Genomic DNA, 18,157 nt, shown 5'->3' on the forward strand with positions numbered 1-18,157 from the left:
GGCCGGAGGTGCCCCTCCCATGGCCCCGGACACCGGTCGGCTCTCGGCCATGGACCCTTCGGATGCACCTGACCGCAGGAGAGCACGCACAGCTCCACTGGCTCCCCAGGCCGCTGATCTCCGCGGCGGGCAGCGATCTGCGCCAGACCTGGAGCATCGACCTCGCCCCCACCGCACGGCTCGTAGTGCGCGAGGAACAGATACTCGGACGCGCCGGCGAACCCCCGGCCATGTGACCACCCGGCTCACCGTCCGACGCGGTGAACACACCCTGCTCGACCAACAGGCCGCATACGGGCCCGGCGAACCCGGCTGGGACGGCCCAGCCACCCTCGTCACCGCAACGGCCACCGCCAACCTCCGCCTGCGCCGCCGCCTCGACACAGCGCAGAGCGCCTACCGCCAACCCATCACAAGGGGTGGCGCAACGGCAGCACGGGGCCGCCGACGAGCGAAGCCGGGAAGCTGCGGCACGGCTCCGCCGGCGCAGGCCCCGGTTGCCCGGCGGCACCGCGATGAACGGCGGAACGCGATATGCCTTGGGTCTGTCTGTGCGCCCCCGTCATGCTGCAATGCGCCGTGTAATACCAGTATTTGCTCTGGTGCGGAGAAGAGACAGCGAATTCCGTGGCTTGGGCTGGGTACCGGTCTGTCTGCGCAACAGGCTGTTGAGGGCAGCCATTCCCCGTTCACGGCAAACAGACGCTGTCTCCACCAGGCCGATGGACACGGCGCAAGGCCCCTGGAGCTTGGCACTTGGAAGGCCGCAGGGCGGGCACAACACAGGAAAGGGATCCCCATGGTCAGAGGTTCGGTTGTCGGGGGCGAGCCGATCGCCATTGTGGGTATGGCCTGCCGATTCCCCGGTGGCGCGATCTCACCCGAGGCGTTCTGGACAATTCTCGACGAGGGACGGGACGCGCTCTCGCCCTTTCCGACGGACAGGGGCTGGGAGCGTGGTCTCTACGACCCCGATCCTGAGGCACCCGGGAAGGTCTCGCTGCCCAAGAGCGGCTTTCTGCACGATGCGGCCGAATTCGATGCCGAGTTCTTCGGGTTGTCCCCGCGCGAAGCCTCGGCAACGGACCCACAGCAACGACTGTGGTTGGAGATCTGCTGGGAGGCGCTGGAACACGCCCGACTGGATCCGCACTCTCTGCGTGGCAGCCGAACTGGCGTCTTCGCGGGGTTGACGAATACGGACTACGGCCTGCGGTGGATGACCGGCGGCCGCGGCCTCGAGGAATATCAGGGGCATCTCCTGGTCGGCAGTACCAACGCGGTCGCCTCGGGCCGGGTGTCGTACCTGCTCGACCTGGCAGGCCCCGCACTGACGGTGGACACGGCGTGCTCGTCGTCCCTGGTGACCCTGCACCTGGCCTGTCAGTCGTTGCGGCGCCAGGAGTGCACGCTGGCTCTGGCGGGCGGCGTCACTTTGCAGGCCACGCCCGGAGTCCTGCAGGACTTCAGCCGTCAACGGGGATTCTCCGCCGACGGCCGGGTGAAGTCCTTCGCGGCGTCCGCCGACGGTACGGCCTTCGGTGAGGGGGCCGGCGTGCTGGTCCTGGAACGATTACCGGACGCCCGGCGAAACGGGCACCGCGTTCTGGCGGTGATACGGGGCACTGCCGTCAATCAGGACGGTGCCAGTGCCCAGTTGACCGCACCCAGCGGGTCGGCCCAGGCAAGCGTGATCCGCACTGCCCTGGCGGACGCGGCGATACCACCGGCCGACATCGACGCGCTGGAGGGGCACGGCACGGCCACACTGCTGGGGGACCAGCATGAACTGCAGGCGGTGCTGGACACCTACGGACAGCAACGCGCGCCGGAACGGCCTTTGTGGTTGGGGTCGGTGAAATCCAACATCAGTCACACGATGTCAGCTGCCGGCGCCGCCGGGGTCATCAAGATGGTCCTGGCGCTCCAACACCAGCTGCTGCCACGCACACTGCATGTGGATGCGCCCACCCCCCGTGTGGACTGGGGCAAGGGCACCGTCCGGTTGCTGACCGAGCCGCGGGACTGGCCCCACCGTCCAGGCCGGCCGCGCCGCTGCGCCGTGTCGGGCTTCGGGATCAGCGGCACCAACGCCCATGTCGTACTCGAAGAGGCGCCCCCTGAGCTCCCGCCCACCACAGACACCCCCACCACGCAGCTGCCCCGCATCCCCTGGGCCGTCTCCGCGAAGTCCCGTACAGCGCTGCGTGCCCAGGCACGTGCTCTGGCGGCACACGCCGAAGAGCACCCCGAGCTCGGTGCGCTCGACATCGCGTATGCGCTGGCCACCACGCGCAGCCACTTCGGCCATCGCGCGGTGTTCCTGGCCCGTGAGCGTGACGAACTCATCGGCGCGGCCCGCGCCCTCGCCGAGGACCACCCCACGCCCGACACCTTCTGCGCCGCCACCTCGCTTGCTACCGCCGGACCGGTGATGATCTTCCCGGGGCAGGGCGCACAGTGGCCCGGCATGGCGGCGGAGCTGTTGGACACGTGTGTCCCGTTCGCCGAGCACATGGAGCGTTGCGCCGAGGCGCTCGCTCCGTTCGCGGACTTCTCCCTGATCGATGTGCTGCGCGAGCGGCCGGCGACTCCTCCGATCGACCGGATCGACGTACTGAGCCACACCATGTTCGCCGTGCTGACCTCACTGGCCGAGCTGTGGCGCCACTACGGGGTGGAGCCGGCAGCCGTGGTAGGGCATTCGCAAGGGGAAATAGCGGCCGCGTATACCGCAGGGGTGCTCTCCTTGGAGGATGCCGCCAGGGTCGTGGCGGTCCGCGGTGGCGCTCTGTCAAAGCTCGCCGGCGCCGGCGGCATGCTGGCGGCAGCACTGCCGCCACCGGCGCTGCAGCCGCGGATCGAGAGCGCGGGAGGCCGCCTGTCGCTGTGCGCGGTCAACGGCCCGCGCAGCACGGTGGTGTGCGGGAGCGACGACGCCCTGGACACGATGGAACGGGAGCTCACCGCGGCCGGTGTGCGAACCCGCCGCCTGGATACCGATGTCGCCGTGCACTCGGCCCAGGTGGAGCAGATCCGGGACGAGATCCTCGACGGCCTGGCGGGTATCACACCCAACTCAGCGCGGATTCCGCTGTATTCCACGGTGACCGGGGGCCGGGTGGACGGTTCGGAGATGGGTGCCGGATTCTGGTACCGCAACACCAGGGCGCCCGTTTACTTCGAGGCCGCCACCCGGACCATGCTGAGGGACGGATTCCGGCACTTCATCCAGTGCAGCGCGCATCCCGTGCTCACCGCCGCGCTCGAAGAGATCGCCGAGGACCAGAACGCCGAGATCACGGCGCACGGCACGTTGCGGCGCGGCCACGGTGGCCGGACACAGATGCTGCGGGCGCTCGGCGAGGCGCACGTCTGCGGGGCCGAGGTGAACTGGACGTCCGTGTTCACCGGTACGGGGGCCCGGTCGGTGGATCTCCCCACCTATCCGTTCCAGCGCCGGCGCCATTGGTTGCCGCTGCCCGATCTCGGTCCGCGAACGGCCTCGCCCGCCGCGGATCATCCGCTTCTGGACACCGTCGTGGAGAACGCGGAGACGGGCCAGACACTTTTCTCCGGTGCGATCTCGCGGGATGCGCCTGGCTGGCTCGCCGACCATGTGCTCATGGGGACTGCGGTGGTCCCCAGCACGGCACTCGTGGAGCTGGCCCTGCACGCGGGGACTGCCTGCGGATTCCCCACTCTGGACGAGCTGACCGTGCAGACCCCGCTGGTGCTTCCCGAGCAGGGAACGGTACGGCTCCAGATCGCGGTGGCGCCACCGCAGGACGGCCGGTGCCGCATCACTGTGTTCGCCTGTAAGGACCAGGGCATACCGGCCGCGGGCGGCACCCGGGCCGCGTGGACCTGCCATGCCGAGGGAACGGTGTCGGCGCGTGAAGCGGTGGCGCACTCCGGTCCCGAAGCGTGGCCGCCACCCGAAGCACGAGCGGTCGACATCGGCGCACTGTACGAACGCCTCCGCGCCCGGGGCTACGACTACGGGCCGGCCTTCCAGGGAGTGCGACGGGTCTGGCGGGACGCCGACGTGCTGTATGCCGAAGTGGTCGCGGCGCAGGAGGCAGGGGATGACTGCGATCGGTACGGGGTACATCCGGCCCTTCTCGACACCGCCCTGCAGACCCTGACCGTCGCTCACCTGTCCGGCACTCCCGGGGGCGCATCGGCTCCCCTGGTGCCCTTCGCCTGGAGCGGGGTCTCGCTGCATCGACGGGGTGCGACCGCGTTGCGCGTCGTGATCAGCCCGGCGCCTGAGGACCGCAGCAGGATGCGGCTCACCGTCTTCGACCAGGCCGGCCGGGCCGTGCTCCAGGTGGACACTCTCGTCGGCCGCGCTGTGACAGCCGAGCAACTGGAGTTCGCCACCGGACGATGGCGCGCAGACCTGTACCGCCTGACGTGGGCAGACGCCCATCCCTCCGGTGGCGGTCCCGCACCGGCTCGGGTGGCGGTCGTGGGTGACGGTATGGAGTGGCTGCGGGCCACTGACGCGGATATCGCCGTCCATCCTGACTGGACGGCCATGCGCGCGGCGGCCGAAGGAGGCGATGCCGTTCCCGAAACGGTGTGCTTCACCGTCCGCGGCGGAGACGTGCATACCGCAACGCATCACACTCTGGGCAGAGTTCAGGAGTGGCTGGACGAGGAACGGTTCCGTTCCTGCCGTCTGGTGCTGGTGACACGGGAGGCCGTGGCGTTGGCCGCCGGCCAGGATGCGCCCGATCTCGCGGGTGCGGCCTGTGCGGGGTTGATCCGGGCAGCGGAGTCCGAACACCCCGGACGGTTCGCGGTGATCGACGTCGACGATGACGCCACCCCGGCCGCCTTCGAGCGCGCCCTGGCCCTACGGGAGCCTTCGGCAGCGGTGCGAGGAGGCCGGGTTTTCGTCCCCCGGCTCTCCTCTGCACGTGTGCCTGCCGCCCGCACGGAGCCACTGTTCGACCCTGAGGGCACCGTCCTGATCACAGGGGGAACCGGTGCCCTGGGCGGACTGCTCGCACACCACCTCGTCACCCGGCATGGTGCACGCCGCCTCCTGCTGATCAGCCGACGCGGCGCACAGGCTCCCGGCGCCGCCGATCTGGCCGACCGCCTACGCGAAGCAGGAGCGCAGGTCAGCATCGTCGCGGCCGATGTCGGTGAGCGACGAGCGCTGGAACAGGTGCTGGCCGACATCCCTGCCGCGCACCCGCTCACCGCGGTGGTCCATGCCGCGGGAATCGTCGATGACGGCGTGGTGAGTGCCATGACGGCGGAGCGGATGGACACGGTGCTGCGCTCCAAAGCGGACTCGGCCGCCCTCCTGCACGAACTCACCGAGCACCTCGACTTGTCGATGTTCGTGCTGTTCTCGTCGGCAAGTGGGCTGCTGGGCAACGCCGGACAGGCCAACTACGCGGCGGCCAACGCCTGCCTTGACGCGCTGGCTTGCCACAGGGCCGGCCGGGGCCTTCCCGCGACAGCACTCGCCTGGGGCCTGTGGGAACCCCAACACGGCATGGGCGCGAGCCTCAGCGAGGTGAACCGTGCTCGCCTGGCACACCTCGGGATGGCCGCCCTGCCGGGCCGCGACGGCCTGGCCCTCTTCGACGCCGCCGTGACTCTGGGAGAGCCCCTGCTCATCCCCATGCGTCTGGACGAACAGCGACTTTCGAGCACCGGAACCGCACCGGGCCGGCACACGCTCTTCCAAGGGCTGACAAGGACAGGCACGACGCCTCCGGACAGCTCTTCCCAGGAGGACAGGCAGACGACCGACCTGATGGGCGCCATCCGCAGCCTGCCGCAGAGCGAGCAGGAGGCGGCAGTACTGGCCTTCGTCCGCGACCATGCGGCAGCGGTGCTGGCCCACTCCCGGCCCACCAGCCTTGACGTCGACAGCCCCTTCACCTCGCTGGGTTTCGATTCCCTGATCGCGGTCCAGTTCCGCAACCGGATCAACAAGTCCAGCGGCCTGGAGCTGCCCGCCACGCTGGTCTTCGAGCACCCGGACATCCGAGCCGTCAGCCACTTGATCGTCCAGAAGCTCGCCCCCGGCCCGACCCAACCGGCCGACGCGGTCCGGGCCACCCCACAGGGCGAAGTGGAGGCCATCCAAGCCATGAGCGCGGACGAACTCATTCGCCTGGCGCTGCCCGACACCCCGTCCTGACCACGATCGGAGAAACCTGTGTCCACCGTTGCGTCAGAGCGGCTCGTGGAAGCACTGCGGGCGGCTCTCACCGAGAACCAACGACTCAAGGAACAGGCCGCCCGGTTCTCCTCCCACCACGACCCCGTCGCCATCGTGGGGATGGGCTGCCGGTTCCCCGGAAACGTCAACTCCCCGGAGAACATGTGGGACTTCGTCTCGGCCGGTATGGACGCCGCAGGCCCCCTGCCGCGCGGACGGCACTGGGAGACCTGGCGGCCGGACCCCACTGGCCAGGCCGACCCACTGCTGGTCGAGGCCGGATGCTTCCTCGACAACGCGGCTGACTTCGACGCCCGGTTCTTCGGTATGACGGCGACGGAAGCCCTCGTCACCGATCCTCAGCAGCGCCTTCTCCTGGAGGTGGCATGGCAGGCGTTGGAACATGCGCGACTTGATCCGGGGAGCCTCCGGGGCACCGCTACGGGCGTCTACTTCGGCGCCATGTACCACGACTACCTCACTCTCCTGATGTCCATGCCGGACCAGGAGAAGGAAGCCGCCGAGTACCTCTTCGCAGGAAATCTGGGCAGCGTCCTCGCCGGCCGCGTCGCCTACGCACTGGGCCTGGAAGGGCCGGGCATCACCGTGGACACCGCATGCTCCTCCTCGCTGGTGGCCCTCCATCTGGCCTGCCAGGCACTGCGGGACGGGGAGTGCACACTGGCGTTGGCCGGCGGCACCACGGTCATGGCGACACCGCTGCTGTTCGGCTCCATCGGACACATCGCCGGCCTTGCCCGGGACGGCCGCAGCAAGTCCTTCGCCGCAGGCGCCGACGGCGTGGCCTTCGGCGAAGGCGCAGGCGTGCTGGTGCTGGAACGGCTGGCAGATGCACACCGTCATGGGCACCGCGTGCTGGCTGTGATCCGGGGCTCGGCCGTCAATCAGGAAGGCGCCCGTAACGCCATGGTCGTCCCCGGCGAAGAGGCGTGTCGCAGGCTCGTCCACCAGGCGCTTGCGCGAGCGGACCTCGGGCTCGCCGACATCGACGCCGTGGAAGGCCACGGCAGCGGAACCCCGGTGGTGGATCCCCTGGAGGTCAAGGCACTCATGGACACCTACGGCCGGCACCGCACGTCGGAGCACCCCTTGTGGCTCGGGTCGGTCAAGTCCAACCTGGGGCATGCACAAGCCGCCGGCGGCGCCGCAGGGATCATCAAAATGGTCATGGCGCTGCAACATGGCACCCTTCCGCCCACCCTCCACGCCGACGAGCCCACACCCCACGTCGACTGGAGCACAGGCACCGTCCGGCTCCTGACCGAGCCGCGTGACTGGCCCCACCGCCCGGACCGACCACGCCGCTGCGCCGTGTCGGGCTTCGGCATCGGGGGCACCAACGCCCACGTCATCCTCGAAGAAGCGCCGCCGGCGCCGGAACACGTGGCCACCACCACCGCACAACTGCCCCTCATACCCTGGGTCATCACCGCCAAGACCCCCAACGCCCTGCGCGCGCAGGCCCGCGGTCTCGTCGCACACGCCGAACGCCATCGCCACCTCAGCGCCCTGGACCTCGCCTACTCGCTTGCCACCACCCGCAGTCACTTCCCCCATCGCGCCCTCCTCCTGGCTCGCCATCGAGACGAACTCCTCGACGCCACCCGCGCCCTCGCCGACAACACTCCGCACCCCGGCGTCATGATCTTCCCGGGTGACACCTGGCCCCCTGCTCGGCTCCTTCCCCCACTGGCGGGCTCCGCGCTGGAAGAGCCGTGCCGTTCGTTCGCCGAGGGGGCCCAGGCGGACTGGAAGGCTGCTTTCGCGGGAACCGGCGCTCATGCGGTGGACCTTCCCACGTATGCCTTTCAGCGGCAGCCCTACTGGCCGCCTGCCCCAGCCCCGCATCCCTCGTACGACGAAGCGAGCGGGGTGGACCAGACATGCTGACGTTGCAGGGGAAAGTCGCTCTCATCACCGGAGCCGCACGCGGTCAGGGCGAGGCGGCGGCCAGGCTCTTCGTCGACCTGGGCAGCAGAGTGGTCCTCGCGGATGTGCTGGACGAGGAAGGGCAGCAGGTCGCCGCTTCACTGGGGGACGCCGCGCGCTACGTGCACCTTGACGTCACCCGGGAATCCGACTGGCAGCACGCCCTGACCGAGGCCACCGAGGAGTTCGGACGTGTGGACGCCCTGGTGAACAATGCGGGGATCTTTCACATGAGGTCTCTGGAGAACGAATCCCTGGCGTCCTTCGACCGGGTGCTGAAGACCAACCTGCTCGGTGCCTTCCTCGGAATCCAAGCGGTGCTTCCGACGATGCGTTCCGCACGCCATGGGGCCATCGTCAATGTCTCCTCGGCCGCCGGACTGATGGGCATCGCCTACAGCGGTGCCTATTCGGCGTCGAAATGGGCGCTCCGAGGTCTGACGAAGGTGGCCGCCCTGGAACTGGGCGAATACGGAATCCGCGTCAACAGCGTCCATCCCGGGATCATCGACACGCCCATGGTCAAGGGCATCGCGCCTCCCGCCGGTCCCGGAAACCATCCCGGCGTCCCGCTGCGCCGCATCGGGCAGGCCCACGAAGTCGCCTCGCTCGTGGCCTTCCTTGTCTCCGACGCCGCCTCCTATATAAACAGCGCCGAGATCAGCACGGACGGCGGATTCACCGCCGGCCCCACACCACCGCCGCTCGAAGCTTGATGTACGGACCCGGGCTCTGGACCGAGAGGAAACGGAGTGGCCATGCACGTCGGATACCACCTGGGGTGGCAGAACTGGCGACAGAACCTCAGCGACGAAGGGATGTACCGCGCGGAGCTGAAACTGCTCGACCAGGTCGAGGACCAGGGCTTTGATTCGATCTGGTCGGTGGAGCACCACTTCGACGACTTCGCGATGTGTCCGGACGCAACACAGGTGCTGTCGTATCTGGCCGCCCGCACCAGCACCATCGCCCTGGGCACGGGCGCGGTGATCCTGCCGTGGAACGACCCGCTGCGTGTGGTGGAGAAGCTGATCATGCTCGATCACCTCAGTGGGGGCAGGCTGCTGGTCGGCCTCGGCCGCGGGCTGGCGAAGCGGGAGTTCGACGGATTCCGGGTGGACATGAAGGAGGCCCGGGAACGGTTCGACGAGGCGGCTCGCATGGTGCTGCGCGGGCTGGAGACCGGCGTCGTGGAAAACGACGGCCCCCATTACCCCCAGCCCCGGGTCGAGATCCGACCGCGGCCCACCAGATCGTTCGCCGACCGGCTCTTCTGCGTGGCGATGTCACCGGACTCCCAGCTCATCGCCGCCGAGCTCGGGGCGACGATGATGGCCTTCGTCCAGTACCCCGCCGAAGTACACGCCGCAGCGATCGCCCGGCATCGCGCCCTGTTCGTCGAGTGCCACGGTCGCCCTCCCGGACCGGCCGTACTGACCGACTTCACCTACTGCCACGCCGACCCGGCCGAAGCCGAACGACGTGCCAGAGAAGCGATCGGCAACTACTTCGTATCCGTGGTCCAGCATTACGACTTCGCCGGCGGGCACTTCGCCGGGATCAAGGGCTACACGGACTACGCGGCGGGCGCCGCGGCGATCCGCGAGGCCGGAATGGAGAACGCCGCCCGCATATTTGTGGACTCCCAGATCTGGGGCACGCCTGACCAGATCGTCGAGAAGTACCGGAGGCGACTTGAGGTGATGGGACCGGTGCAGGCAAACGTCGTGTTCTCCCATGGCGGCCTCGGCTACGACGAGATCGAAGCCAGCCAGCGCCTGTTCGCGGCCGAAGTACTCCCGCAACTCAAAGAACTCACCGCCCCGCCGCCTTCGACGTGATCTCCATTCCCATCAGCCGCCGGGCGACCTCGTCCACCAGCTTGTCCTCGACCGGCTCGACGGCCGGGGTCTTCTCGTCGTCCGTCACGCTCTGTCCGTCCCGGCCGGCCAGGGCCCGATGCTGAGCCTCGGCCAGCCGGTCACAGCACGGTCCTACACGATCTTTCAGACACAGTCACCGTGCTGGCAGTCAGCTGGGGCGAGGTGCCGCGAAGAGGCGGCGGACGCGTTCCAGGTCTGCCTGGGTGTCGACGCCGATGCCGCTGTCGCCGGTGACCGTGACCACTCGGATGCGGTGGCCGTGCTGTAGGGCACGCAGTTGTTCCAGGCCCTCGGCCTCTTCGAGGGGGGGTGGGGGCGGTCCGAGCGAAGTGGGTGAGGAAGGGAGCACGGTAGGCGTACAGGCCGATGTGCTGGAGGTGGGTGATGCCGGTGTGGTGACGTTGGTAGGGAATGGGGTGGCGGGAGAAGTACCTGGCGTTGCCGCCCAAGTCGGTGACGACCTTGACCACGTTCGGATCCTGTACGGCGTGCGGGTCGGTCAGGGGCGTGGCCAGGGCACATCTCGCGGACGCGCTCGTCGTCGGTGGCGATCAGGACCCGGGCCAGGCAGGTGGCGCGCATCGCTCGGCGCCATACGTGCTCGATCATGGGGCGGCCCGCGATGTCTCGCAGGACTTTGCCGGGCAGGCGAGTGGCGGCGTAGCGGGCCGGGATCACACCCAGCACGGTGGGCGCCGCAGCACGGGATGTCATCACTGCCCCCGGGCCCGGGCACCGAGGTGGCCGGCAGGGTGGACTCGGGCCAGGTCGCCACGGCTCCAACCACGCCGGCCGGCAAGGCTCATCGCGAGGGCGTCGCCCATGGCGAGGCTGACGGCGGCACTGGCGGTGGGAACCATCTCCAACGGGCATGCCTCGGCCGTCACCGAAGCATCCAGTACGACGTCGGCCGGTTGCGCGAGTGGCGCCTGGGTGTCGCCGGTGAGGGCGATGACCGGGATGTCCAGCTCCTTCAGCCGTTGTGCCACCTGAAGAGTTTCATCAGTGCGGCCGCTGTTGCTGACGACGATGGCGATATCACCGGTTTGGATCAGGCCCAGGCCACCGTGCAGCGCGTTGGAAGCGTTCAGAAACACGGCGGGCGTGCCGGACACCGTGAAGGTGGCGGCCAGTTTGGCGGCCACCAGGCCCGAGGTGCCCGTTCCGATGCACACCACCAGGCGGGTGCAGGCACTCAGCAGTTCCAACGCCTCGACGACGACGTGCGGTTCGAGGCGTTCGGAAGCGCGACGGACCGCCTCCGCCTCGTGCAGCATCCGCCGGCGCACCTCGGCTGTCGCCTGCGCCGCGGTGATGTCCTCGTGCGGGCTGCTCACTCCGTGCCCTTGATCAGGGTGTCCAGGGCCTTCAAGTCGCCGAGAAGAGCGGGAAGTTGGTCCAGTGCCAGACTGTTGCTGCCGTCGCTCAGCGCGTGGGAGGGGTCCTCGTGCACTTCCATGAACACCCCCGCCACTCCAACGGCGACCGCCGCCCGGGCCAGGTGTGGGATGAACCGCGGTTGACCGGCTGTGGCCTCCCCGGCGCCGCCCGGCAGCTGCACGCTGTGCGTGGCGTCGAAGAGCACCGGCGCCCCGGTCTCGCGCAGCAGCACCAACGAACGGTAGTCCACCACCAGATTCTGATAACCGAACGCGTGGCCGCGCTCGGTCACCATCACCTGTGTGTTGCCAGTCGAGTGGGCCTTGTGCACCATGGGCACCGCCTCGGCAGGGGACAGAAACTGCCCCTTCTTGATATTCACCGGCTTCCCGCTGCCACAGGCCGCCAGCACCAAGTCGGTCTGCCGGCACAGGAACGCCGGGATCTGCAGTACGTCCACGGCCTCGGCGACCGCCGCCACGTCCTGCCGCTCGTGCACGTCTGTGATCACCGGAACGCCGAACCGCTCCCGCACCTCGGCCAGGATCTCCAGCCCCGCCTCCAGCCCCGGACCTCGGAACGAGTCCACCGACGTCCGGTTGGCCTTGTCGTAGGAGGACTTGAAGATATAGGGCACACCGACCCGTTCGGCGATCGCCGCGATCCGCTCGGCATGCCGCAGCGCCGCATCCCGGCTCTCGATCACACACGGCCCTGCGAGCAACGTGAACGGACCGTCCTGCTCGACCCGCACGCCCCCGATATCCACCACGGCTGCCCCTCACCTGTGGCCGGTCCCCTCCGGGCTGTCATGGCCGCTGACCCTGCCCCGCCCCACGATGGTCACGGCCGGGTACGACGGCGCACAACCCCCAGCAGATCTCTGGCCGAAAATGCCGTGTCACCCCGCTCGGCCGCCGGCGCCGAGAGCTGGATCGGCGCTCGGTCCGACCGTCAACCCGCTGGTGATCTGTTCGACGCACGGCACGCGCATGGGTTCTCCTGTGACAGGGGCCCTACGAGTGCAGGCCGGACCAGGTCAACGACCTCTCGGGCGGCGTAGCGTTTGAGGCATCGGACGTTTGCGCGTCGGGATTCGCCCTCCCCGGTGCGGCGTTCGTAGGAGCCCTGGCTGCGTGGGGCGAAACGCAGCCGGGTCTGCGCCCCCACTCTCGCCCGCTCAGCCCTCCTCGGACGCCTCGGACGCCTAGGAAGGGGCCGCCCGCTACGATGCAGCGTGCTCTCGGTGGTTGTAGCGCCCTGGCGGCGCGCTCCGGTGGTGCTGCGGAATGCGGAGGTTGCGCATGATGCGGCCAGCACCATGAAGGTGGCCGTGCTGGCTGCGCTGTACCGCAGCGGCATGGACCTGGACATGGCCGTACCGGTGGTGAACCGCTTCAGGTCGATCACCGGCACGCCGTACGGCAACAGTCGTGCTGCGGACAGCGATCCGCTGCCCTGGGACCGACTGGGCCGCACGGCAACGGTGCGCTGGCTCGCCGGGCGCATGGTCACCCACTCGTCGAACCTGGCCACCAATCTGTGCCTGGAGCGGGTGGGGCACGAGGCCGTTGCCCGGGTGTGGGAGCAGGCGGGCGCCCAGGGCAGTGCCAGTCCGCGCGGTATCGAGGACTACGCCGGCCGCGCGGCGGGCGTCCACAACCGGGTGACCGCCCTCGACCTGGTACGGCTGCTGGAATCGCTGGAACCGGAGCTGCTCAGGCTGCTGGAAGGCAACGTGCATCGGGTGGACCTCGCCGCCGGGCTGCCACCTGGTACCCGACTGTCGGGAAAGAACGGATGGTTCCCGGGCCTACGGCACAGCGTCGGCGTGGTCCACCCGCCGGACGCCGCCCCCTACACGCTCGCTGTCTGCTACACCGGACCGCTCGCGTCCGGGGACGATGCCGACGATCCTGCTGCCAGGCTGCTGGCCCGTGTCTCCGCTGGTGTCTGGCGCCGCCGACACCAGCTCATCCGCTGATGCCGTCTGGCCGCTCCGTCGGAGCGACAGTGGCCATCAGCGCCTCCACGCCACGGGTATTGAGCAGGTTGATGCGGATGTAGCCCCGGTAGCCGTCCAATTCGAAGAACTTGGCGTCGAGGGCCAGGAACCGCCGGTGCGGCACCCGGGTGCGTGCGAAGAGGAAGAAGCCGGCCTCGATCGGCATCTGAGCTGTCAGGGCGCCGCTGGCCGAGAGCGCGGTGTGGTTGTCCCGTATGTGCTGCACCAGTGCGCCGTTGCCCTTGCCGAGCATGAGATCGGTGGCGCGATGGGCGAAGAGCCGGTCGGACACCGCGACGTCGCCGTGCAGGTTGACGTGGAGTTCGGCCAGTTCTTCGCGCAGGTGCTGCGGGGTGAGGAGGTGGGCGCAACGGTAGCCGTGGATCGACAGATACTTGGTGGGGCAGATCATGCGCAGCGTCTGCTCCACCGGGAGCCGGGCGCTCGCCTCAGCCGGCTCGCCGTTCCACGGCATGTACTGGAAGGTGCCGTCGACGAACACGAGCGATCCGGTGGCCCGTTGCCAGGCGGCGATGGTCCGCCACACCTCTCGGGGTACCCGCCGCCCGGCGTACCAGACGGGGTCGGTCAGTACCAGTACGGTCCGCTCGTCGGGCAGACGAAGGTCGAAATCCGGCTCGAAGGCGTGGCGGTGGGCGATCGGGACGGGCTCGATCCCCATCCGCTGGAAGAGATAGGCGAGTTTGTAGTAGACGGGCGGGACGTAGTGGACCCGCCGGCGACCGGTCAGGGCCAGCCATGTGGTGAATGTCCCCAGGAGGCTGCTGGATCCGCCGCCCGGGATGACGTTCCGCATGGTGTAGGGGACGCCGTCGTAGCGCTCGTGCATCGCGGCGATCTTGGACCGCAGTGTGGTGTCCTCGTCCAGGCCGGAGTAGCGGGTGATGTCCGCGAGGCGGTGCGGGGCGGTGTCGGCGAGATCGCCGAGATACTCCTCGACGAACGGGTGTCCGCCGTTGTAGTCGGAAACGAAGACCCGGGCTCCGGGTTGCTGCCGTTCCGCCTCGATGCGCTCGTGCCACTCCAGCATGCGAAACAGCCGCGGCCTCATGCACACCCCTCAAGTCCTCGACAGTCACTTCGACTTCAGTGTCAGGTGCCGCGGTGGCACTGGCAACGGGACAGGGGTGGCACCGGGAACGCAAAGCAGCCCGCGGTTGATCTACGGACGGCCCACTATCGCGTCATCGTCTCGTCGAGGTACGCCTGGACCGGCGTGTGGAGGCCGTACGGCACACACTCCGGGATCTCGGAGTGGGCGCACACCGGGCGGCTCGGCGAGGTCCTCGGCGTCGGCCACGTAGGCGGTTCCGGACACCACGTCGCACGCTCACCCGCGGGGAACCGCCTACGAGAGCCGGCCTGCCCTCACCCGTCACCGGGCCATCAGGGCCCGTCCTTCGCGGACGACGATCGCGGCCGAGACACCCGGGCGCTCTGCGGCTGAACTCGCGTCCAGGGGCCCACGGCCGCTCCGCATCGGATCCGGCGCCCCGCCCCACACCGCCGAGCACGATCCGCGATGCGGGCAGTCATCAACCCATCAGCACTCCTGCGGCCGGCGGACCTCGCCCGTGCCCAGCACGATCACGGCCCGGGGCTGCATGGGCCCCTCACCGCGTCGAGAGAGCAGGACCACCTCCTCGACCACCGCCGACAGCGCGCCGAGCCGGACAGCGCACTCGGCGGCCAGGCGCTTCGGGTCCTGGGTTCGGCCGAGGGACAGATGCGGGACGAAGTGGCCGACCCGCCCGTGACAGAGTGGGAACCGCAGCCCCAGCTCCCGGTGGAGACGGGCCCACGGCGCCGGGTCCGCCGCAGCCGGATCGAGCCACAACGTCGCGTAGTGCCGGTGCCGGAAGTACCGCACTCCGGCCAGGCGCGCCGTGAACGCCGCGCTCCGCGCCGCCCCCGCGGAGAGCAGCGGCACGGCGCGCGCAAACGCCTCCTCCGGTACGAAGCCGAACAGCAGGTTCACATGCGGCGGCCACCGCCGTACCTGCGGATCGTGCTCCCAGCGGATGTCCTGAATCACCGGCCAGAGATTCCGCGGCGGCAGCCACGCCACCGCCGTCCGGGCCGTGGGCGCCACCTCAAGCGCATCCACCGGCTCGGCCCCGCCGAAATCCGGACTCCCGTGCACATGGCCATGGTCCCAAACCGGGCCCCGAGAACCGTCCGGAGCCTCTGCGACGCGCCGCGCGCCGAGGCGTGGCCCGTCACTCGGCACCGCCCGCTGGGCGTTGCCGTCGTCGCCGTGCGGCGGCTTGGGCATGGAGGTCACCGTCTTGCCGTGCTGCCATGCGCAGTTCTTGATGCCCGGTGAGCGCCCCGTGGGTTGGTGGAGGGCTGACCAACCGGTGATGCCAGCTGCTCCCCCAGGCTACGGACTCCATGGTGACGCGGACCGGCACGATGCAGGAATCGCTCGCAACGCCGGCCCACCCGCCGCATGGGGTGCGTCCGGTGGGCCGGGACGTCCACAGGAACCCGCGTTGCTCTTCGGGGGCTGGCCGGAAAGGCCCTCTGGTAGTGGGTGGTCTGGTTCCCGCATAACTGGGGCATGTCGACGACAAGCGAGCAGACCACCGACCGGCGTCCCCTGCACGAGCGCGTCGCTGCGGATCTGCGCCACGAGATCCTTTCCGGCGTCGTCCTCCCGGGCACCGTACTGTCCGCCGCTGAACTCCGGCGCCGGTACACCACGTCGAGCGAGACCCTGGACCAAGCGCTGGAGTTGCTGCGAGAGGAACGTCTGGTCACCAGGCACGCCGAGGCGCCGGACAGCGTCATCCTCAAACACCGGCAGCGGACCATGCGCCCCTCAAAGAGCGTGGCTCCGTCCGATCCAGGGCAGCCCTACCGCTGGATAGTCGAAGCAAGCAAAACCGGGGCACGCGTCAACATCACGCTGCTGGAGGTCAAGGTCCTGCCCACGGCTCCGGCCCATGTGGCTCGGGCGCTCAGGCTGACCTCGGGGAGCCCTGTCCTCCTGCGATCCCAGCTCCTGACGTTCGACGACGAACCGGCCGAACTGGCCAACGCCTACCTCCCTCTGGAGATCGTCCGTGGCACCGCGATGATGGAACACCGCAAGATCCGCGGAGGGATCTCGACACTCATGGCCAAGCTGGGCTATCCGCCCCGCCGGTGCGTGGACTCGGTGTCAGCCCGGATCCCCACTCAGGAGCAGCACGCCCTCCTGAGACTTCCAGGCAACATGCCGGTCTTGCACACTCTGCGAGTGGTATACAGCGACCATGACCGCCCCGTCGAAGCCTACGACACGGTCGAAGCCGGTCACCTCAACGAGGTGCAGTACGAGGTCTCACAGGCTCTGTAGCAGTACCTGCCCCTCCGGAGGTCGGGGTGGGCCGTGGTTGCCGCTGGAGGCACCGAGCCCACCCCGGACACCAGGTACTTTCGAGTGCTCGGCGCCTCACCCGGTCACTTCCAGTCGAACCGGTACGCCCGGTAGGTGTTCACCCCGGTGGGGAACTGAGCGTTGAAGAGCAGCTTCCCGGATCGGCTGAACTCGGAGAAGTAGGGCAGCGATCCCCATCCGACGAGAAGGTCGCCGTTGCGCACCGTCTGCGCGTTCCCCTGGGACGAGGCACTGAGCTTCGTCGGCTGATCGACGGAACGCACCAGCGTCGCCTCGTGGGTCTTGGCGTTCAGACGCACCGTCACCACACGGCTGTACGGCAGCTCCCGGACGGTCCCGGAGCCCGTGTTCCCGGCACCTGCGGCCTCGTTGTCGAAGAGCGTGTACAGGCCGTTCCCGAGCGGCTCCGGGTCATGCTGCCAGGCGGAGATCTTCCCGGCCCTGTTCAGCACCTGGCCGGGCGCGGCCTTCAGCTTGAACGAGCTCGCCTTGCCGCCGAGTTGCCAGAGGATCTTGCCGGTGTGCCGCGACACCTGGTACGTGGTCCACGTGTTGCGTGCGTCGATGAGCAGCTTCCCCTTGCCGTCCGGCTTCACGGCGTTGATGTGGAACCAGTCCCACGGCGTGTTCGGCGAGGACGGCAGCGGCTGCTCGCTCTGCGCGTACGGCACGTGGTCGGTGCTGTTCCACTGGAACAGCACCTTGCCGGTGCGGATGTCGACCTCCTGCGCGACCCCGTCGATCACCTTCTGGTGAGCTGAGCCGCCGATGGACGTGAGATCGGCGGTGGCTTCCTTGTAGGCCAGGATCAGCGCGGTGTTCCGCGGCGTGATCAGGAACTCGTGGCCGTCGGCGGTGTAGCCGTTCCCGGCCCGCACTTCGGCGATCTTCTGGTACTGGTCGTTGTAGACGTAGTCGACGCCGCTGGCGAGCCCGCCGAGGTTGGTGCCCTGCCACCAGGTCAGCACCGGCTTGCCGTGGTAGGTCTGCTTGCGGAAGTCGGCGGCCTGCTGTCCGGACGGCACCGCGTGCGACCAGACGACCTTCTTGCCGTCATGGCTGAGGATCTCCACGCCACTCGCGTACTTGCTCGTGGCCGAGTTCGGCGAGACGAAGATGTCCCCGCCGCCGGTCCCCGCCTTGTCGGCCAGGACGTGCACCGGCGGCAGTGGGCGGCTGCCCGACTCCGACGCCCAGGCTCCGGTCGCGGGCACCGCGCCCGCGAGTGCCGCGGTCGCCGTCGCTGCGAGCGTCATCGGTACGGCCCAGGTTCGCTTTCGCATGCTGCTCCTTTTTTGAAGCCCGAAGCCGAGCAGGGGGTTTCGGGACTGTTCGTTGAC

The 18,157-nt window shown here is 69.1% G+C and carries 13 protein-coding genes and 2 pseudogenes; 7 read left to right on the forward strand and 8 right to left on the reverse strand.

Translation table 11 applies throughout. From position 1 onward, the window contains the following. Positions 1-62 precede the first annotated feature (62 nt). Genes K2224_RS41655 through K2224_RS16185 form a run of 5 tightly spaced genes read left to right on the forward strand, consistent with a single transcriptional unit; the run spans position 63 to position 9,984 of the window. Positions 63-236 (forward strand): urease accessory protein UreD, encoded by a 174-nt coding sequence (locus K2224_RS41655; protein WP_398203472.1) that lies wholly within the window; start codon positions 63-65, stop codon positions 234-236. Next, complete coding sequence (locus tag K2224_RS40545; RefSeq protein WP_399018720.1) at positions 233-6,172, forward strand: type I polyketide synthase; 5,940 nt, start codon at positions 233-235, stop codon at positions 6,170-6,172. The genes K2224_RS41655 and K2224_RS40545 overlap by 4 nt, the downstream gene beginning before the upstream one ends. An 18-nt stretch (positions 6,173-6,190) precedes the next feature. Further along, positions 6,191-8,104: a type I polyketide synthase gene (locus K2224_RS16175; RefSeq protein WP_260692681.1), complete on the forward strand. Its 1,914-nt coding sequence runs from the start codon at positions 6,191-6,193 to the stop codon at positions 8,102-8,104. Next, complete coding sequence (locus K2224_RS16180) at positions 8,098-8,859, forward strand: glucose 1-dehydrogenase (protein WP_221907206.1); 762 nt, start codon at positions 8,098-8,100, stop codon at positions 8,857-8,859. Before K2224_RS16175 ends, K2224_RS16180 begins: the two co-directional genes overlap by 7 nt. A gap of 42 nt (positions 8,860-8,901) precedes the next feature. Beyond that, positions 8,902-9,984: an LLM class flavin-dependent oxidoreductase gene (locus tag K2224_RS16185; RefSeq protein ID WP_221907207.1), complete on the forward strand. Its 1,083-nt coding sequence runs from the start codon at positions 8,902-8,904 to the stop codon at positions 9,982-9,984. A gap of 190 nt (positions 9,985-10,174) precedes the next feature. Here the strand turns inward: K2224_RS16185 and K2224_RS40550 are convergent, their stop codons facing one another. From K2224_RS40550 to kdsA, 5 genes and pseudogenes are all read right to left on the reverse strand, one after another. Further along, on the reverse strand, positions 10,175-10,375 hold the full coding sequence (locus K2224_RS40550; protein WP_260692682.1) for a hypothetical protein: 201 nt from the start codon (positions 10,373-10,375) through the stop codon (positions 10,175-10,177). 19 nt (positions 10,376-10,394) lie between these two features. Then, positions 10,395-10,496, reverse strand: a pseudogene (locus tag K2224_RS41660) (hypothetical protein); the annotation flags it as partial. 49 nt (positions 10,497-10,545) lie between these two features. Then, a pseudogene (locus K2224_RS41665) lies at positions 10,546-10,740 on the reverse strand (cytidylyltransferase domain-containing protein); the annotation flags it as partial. Further along, a complete protein-coding gene (locus K2224_RS16195) occupies positions 10,740-11,363 on the reverse strand; it encodes an SIS domain-containing protein (RefSeq protein ID WP_221907209.1) in 624 nt (207 codons plus the stop codon). The pseudogene K2224_RS41665 and the gene K2224_RS16195, both read right to left, overlap by 1 nt. Next, positions 11,360-12,178 (reverse strand): 3-deoxy-8-phosphooctulonate synthase, encoded by an 819-nt coding sequence (gene kdsA / locus K2224_RS16200; protein WP_221907210.1) that lies wholly within the window; start codon positions 12,176-12,178, stop codon positions 11,360-11,362. The genes K2224_RS16195 and kdsA overlap by 4 nt, the downstream gene beginning before the upstream one ends. A 507-nt stretch (positions 12,179-12,685) precedes the next feature. On the opposite strand from kdsA, the gene K2224_RS16205 reads away from it, so the two are divergent. Next, entirely contained in the window at positions 12,686-13,390 is a 705-nt protein-coding gene (locus K2224_RS16205) for a class A beta-lactamase-related serine hydrolase (protein ID WP_260693468.1), read from the forward strand. Here the strand turns inward: K2224_RS16205 and K2224_RS16210 are convergent. Beyond that, positions 13,380-14,462 (reverse strand): aminotransferase class I/II-fold pyridoxal phosphate-dependent enzyme, encoded by a 1,083-nt coding sequence (locus K2224_RS16210; RefSeq protein WP_221907212.1) that lies wholly within the window; start codon positions 14,460-14,462, stop codon positions 13,380-13,382. The two genes, K2224_RS16205 and K2224_RS16210, sit on opposite strands and share 11 nt — an antisense overlap. Before the next feature lie 513 nt (positions 14,463-14,975). Beyond that, positions 14,976-15,575, reverse strand: coding sequence for a 2'-5' RNA ligase family protein (locus tag K2224_RS16215; RefSeq protein WP_221907213.1), 600 nt, complete (start codon positions 15,573-15,575; stop codon positions 14,976-14,978). 420 nt (positions 15,576-15,995) lie between these two features. On the opposite strand from K2224_RS16215, the gene K2224_RS16220 reads away from it, so the two are divergent. After that, positions 15,996-16,775 (forward strand): GntR family transcriptional regulator, encoded by a 780-nt coding sequence (locus K2224_RS16220; RefSeq protein WP_221907214.1) that lies wholly within the window; start codon positions 15,996-15,998, stop codon positions 16,773-16,775. A gap of 104 nt (positions 16,776-16,879) precedes the next feature. Here K2224_RS16220 and K2224_RS16225 read toward each other — a convergent pair whose 3' ends face one another. Continuing rightward, entirely contained in the window at positions 16,880-18,100 is a 1,221-nt protein-coding gene (locus tag K2224_RS16225) for an arylsulfotransferase family protein (protein WP_260692683.1), read from the reverse strand. Positions 18,101-18,157 lie beyond the last annotated feature (57 nt).

It is taken from the genome of Streptomyces sp. BHT-5-2 (genome assembly GCF_019774615.1).
Classification (GTDB): Bacteria; Actinomycetota; Actinomycetes; order Streptomycetales; family Streptomycetaceae; genus Streptomyces.

What these genes read in the sequence shown, in the direction of transcription:
- K2224_RS16180 (WP_221907206.1), top strand. Translation starts at nt 8,098, where the DNA reads ATGCTGACGTTGCAGGGGAAAGTCGCTCTCATCACCGGAGCCGCACGC.
- K2224_RS41655 (WP_398203472.1), top strand. Translation starts at nt 63, where the DNA reads ATGCACCTGACCGCAGGAGAGCACGCACAGCTCCACTGGCTCCCCAGG.
- K2224_RS16220 (WP_221907214.1), top strand. Translation starts at nt 15,996, where the DNA reads ATGTCGACGACAAGCGAGCAGACCACCGACCGGCGTCCCCTGCACGAG.
- K2224_RS16185 (WP_221907207.1), top strand. Translation starts at nt 8,902, where the DNA reads ATGCACGTCGGATACCACCTGGGGTGGCAGAACTGGCGACAGAACCTC.
- K2224_RS16210 (WP_221907212.1), bottom strand. Translation starts at nt 14,462, where the DNA reads ATGCTGGAGTGGCACGAGCGCATCGAGGCGGAACGGCAGCAACCCGGA.
- K2224_RS16225 (WP_260692683.1), bottom strand. Translation starts at nt 18,100, where the DNA reads ATGCGAAAGCGAACCTGGGCCGTACCGATGACGCTCGCAGCGACGGCG.